Annotated in this window: 4 protein-coding genes, 2 tRNA genes and 1 other RNA gene; all 7 read right to left on the reverse strand. The window is 58.6% G+C overall.

The annotated features are described in order from the left end of the window. A partial coding sequence (locus NUW23_15995; GenBank protein MCR4427655.1) for a rubrerythrin family protein occupies positions 1 to 114 on the reverse strand: 114 nt, incomplete at its 3' end. Positions 115 to 198: 84 nt separating this feature from the next. After that, positions 199 to 357 (reverse strand): rubredoxin, encoded by a 159-nt coding sequence (locus NUW23_16000; protein ID MCR4427656.1) that lies wholly within the window; start codon positions 355 to 357, stop codon positions 199 to 201. Between the two features lie 94 nt (positions 358 to 451). After that, positions 452 to 1,441: an ornithine carbamoyltransferase gene (locus NUW23_16005; GenBank protein MCR4427657.1), complete on the reverse strand. Its 990-nt coding sequence runs from the start codon at positions 1,439 to 1,441 to the stop codon at positions 452 to 454. Positions 1,442 to 1,566: 125 nt separating this feature from the next. Next, an RNA gene (gene rnpB, locus NUW23_16010) (RNase P RNA component class A) lies at positions 1,567 to 1,906 on the reverse strand. 38 nt (positions 1,907 to 1,944) lie between these two features. Continuing rightward, the gene (locus NUW23_16015; protein ID MCR4427658.1) at positions 1,945 to 2,130 is read right to left on the reverse strand and encodes a TraR/DksA C4-type zinc finger protein; all 186 of its coding nucleotides are present in this window, start codon (positions 2,128 to 2,130) and stop codon (positions 1,945 to 1,947) included. A gap of 149 nt (positions 2,131 to 2,279) precedes the next feature. After that, positions 2,280 to 2,354: transfer RNA gene (locus tag NUW23_16020), tRNA-Ile, on the reverse strand. Between the two features lie 2 nt (positions 2,355 to 2,356). Further along, positions 2,357 to 2,431: transfer RNA gene (locus NUW23_16025), tRNA-Arg, on the reverse strand. Positions 2,432 to 2,490 lie beyond the last annotated feature (59 nt).

The following is a 2,490-nucleotide window of genomic DNA, read 5'->3' on the forward strand; positions in this document are numbered from 1 at the left end:
GTCCGCCGTCTCCTGGAAAATGGCCGCAATCTGCTCGAATCCCTCTTTCTTGGCTCGCTCCGCAAAGTATGTATACTTGTTCCTAGCCTGAGACTCCCCAGCGAACGCCGCCATGATGTTCTGGTAGGTCCTAGTGCCTTGGAGGTCCTTACTCAACTACATCCACCCCTTCGCCTAGTGTAGTCGGACATGCCTGAACTACGCTTCCTCAAAAGCGTCCTTTCCAACCCCGCACTCAGGGCAAACCCAGTCATCCGGTATGTCGGCAAAAGCCGTACCCGGAGGCACACCACCATCGGGATCGCCCTCAACCGGATCGTAGACATATCCGCACACGGTACACACCCACTTCTTCATCAGGGACACCCTCCTCTCCTCAAACGCACCAAGTGGCGGCAAGCAGATCGCCAACCGGTTCGATATGGCCTGAGGCTCGAGCCACATGCCTGGGCTATGGCCTTCCCCCCATGGTCAAGGCCATCAAGGCTTTCTGAACATGCAGTCGGTTTTCCGCTTCATCGTAGACTATCGACTGAGGGCCGTCAATCACCTCGTCAGTGACTTCATATCCTCTGTCCGCCGGGAGGGGATGCATATAGACTGCCGTCGTCTTGGCAAGGCTCATCATTTTCGAATCGCAGCGCCACGCTGGGTACTTAGCGATGAGGTCCAGGCCCTCCTGTTTGTCCTGTGTGTGAACTAGCGGCCCCCAGCTCTTGGGGATTACCACGTCGGCACCGCGGAAGGCGGCCTCCATGTCCTCGACGACCTCGAACTTCGCCCCCGCCATGGCGGCGTTCTCGCGCGCCTGCGCCAGGATCTCGGGCATCAGCCTGAACTCGGGTGGATGCGCGAGCGTGACGTCGATTCCGAACCTGGGCATCATCAGTATGAGGCTCTGTGGAACCGAGACCGGCCGCACATAGTTGGGAGCGTAGGTCCAAGATACCCCGAGCTTCAAACCTTTGGTGTTCCTGCCGAACTTCTCCCGGATGGTCATGTAGTCGGCCAGTATTTGGCACGGGTGATACAGGTCGCACTGCATGTTGTAGACTGGAACGCTTGCATGAGCCGCCACTGTCCTTATGTACCCGTTTCCCTCACCGTAGGCGCAATGGCGGATCGCGATCCCATGTCCGTACCTGGATAGGACTTTGGCTGTGTCTACCGGACCCTCGCCGTGGGAGATCTGGAGCCTCTGAGGGGTAAGATCGTGGGCATGGCCACCGAGTTGCGTAATGCCGGCCTCGAAGGAATTGCGGGTTCGAGTGGAATTGTCGAAGAAGATCATGAACAGCGTCTTGTCCTGGAGGATCCGGTGAGGCTCTCCCAGGGCGAACCGCCTCTTGAGGTCCGCCGCCACCTCGAATATCGACTCAAGTTCATCTAGGGTCCATTCTTGGGTAGTGATCATATGTTTTCCCCGAAGCAGACTCTGCATAAGCTCAGACCTCCTTGGAGTCACGTGCATGTATGGTTTCCACACACACCGTCTGTTTCCTCCCGCCCAGGCGAACATGGTGGCGCCCGGAGGTCGCTCAAGGTGCGTCTCCGGGCGTCATACAAGTACCAAGCAGCCCTGTAAGCCGAGTTCTGTCGAGGGTGATCATCTGTCTTGGGCACGCGTTGCCACGGGCCTCGTGCGACCTAACCCGAGGGAAGGACGGGCAGCCCTATATCCCTCCTATTTGGTCTTGCTCCGGGTGGGGTTTACCTAGCCATCCGGTCGCCCGGATGCTGGTGCGCTCTTACCGCACCGTTTCATCCTTACCGCTTCCGCGGCGGTTTGATTTCTGTGGCACTTTCCTTGAAGTCGCCTTCACTGGGCGTTACCCAGCACCCTGCCCTGTGGAGCTCGGACTTTCCTCAGGCGGGAGTCCCCGCCCGCGACCACCCAGGCTGCTTGCTACGTGAGCCAACGATAGCATGGAGGACCGATCAGTGTCAACTGCGGATCGCGCCAAGAAGATCCCGGTAGGTGTCGGGGTCCATTCCGACGTCCGTGCGCTTCGCGCTGACATCTGTACCTCGGCTGCGGGCACAATCGATACACCTCTTGGTGCTCGGAAGCGCCTCAGTCCTCTCTTTTGGGATGACCTTGCCGCAGATCTCGCACTTCCGCTTCACCACAGCAACCGCCCCCGAAGAAGAATAGGAACCATGATACGCCTACTTCTACAAGCGCGCGCGAGTTCCTTTAGACCGCGCGAACCTGATTACTGGCAAAACAACGAAGCGGACCGACCGGTCGATCGTCGTCCGCCTGAGACTGCTTTGTATGGTGGGCCCACTTGGGATCGAACCAAGGACCAATCGGTTATGAGCCGACCGCTCTACCGCTGAGCTATGGGCCCACTGGCTCCCCGAGCAGGATTCGAACCTGCGACCTGCGGATTCGTAGTCCGTCACTCTATCCAGGCTGAGCTACGGGCGCGCAATGTGCAAAACTCATGATACCACAAGCGCAGACCGCTTTCAAGTTTACGCGGC

The sequence above is a fragment of the Bacillota bacterium genome, assembly GCA_024655925.1.
Classification (GTDB): Bacteria; Bacillota; DTU025; order DTU025; family JANLFS01; genus JANLFS01.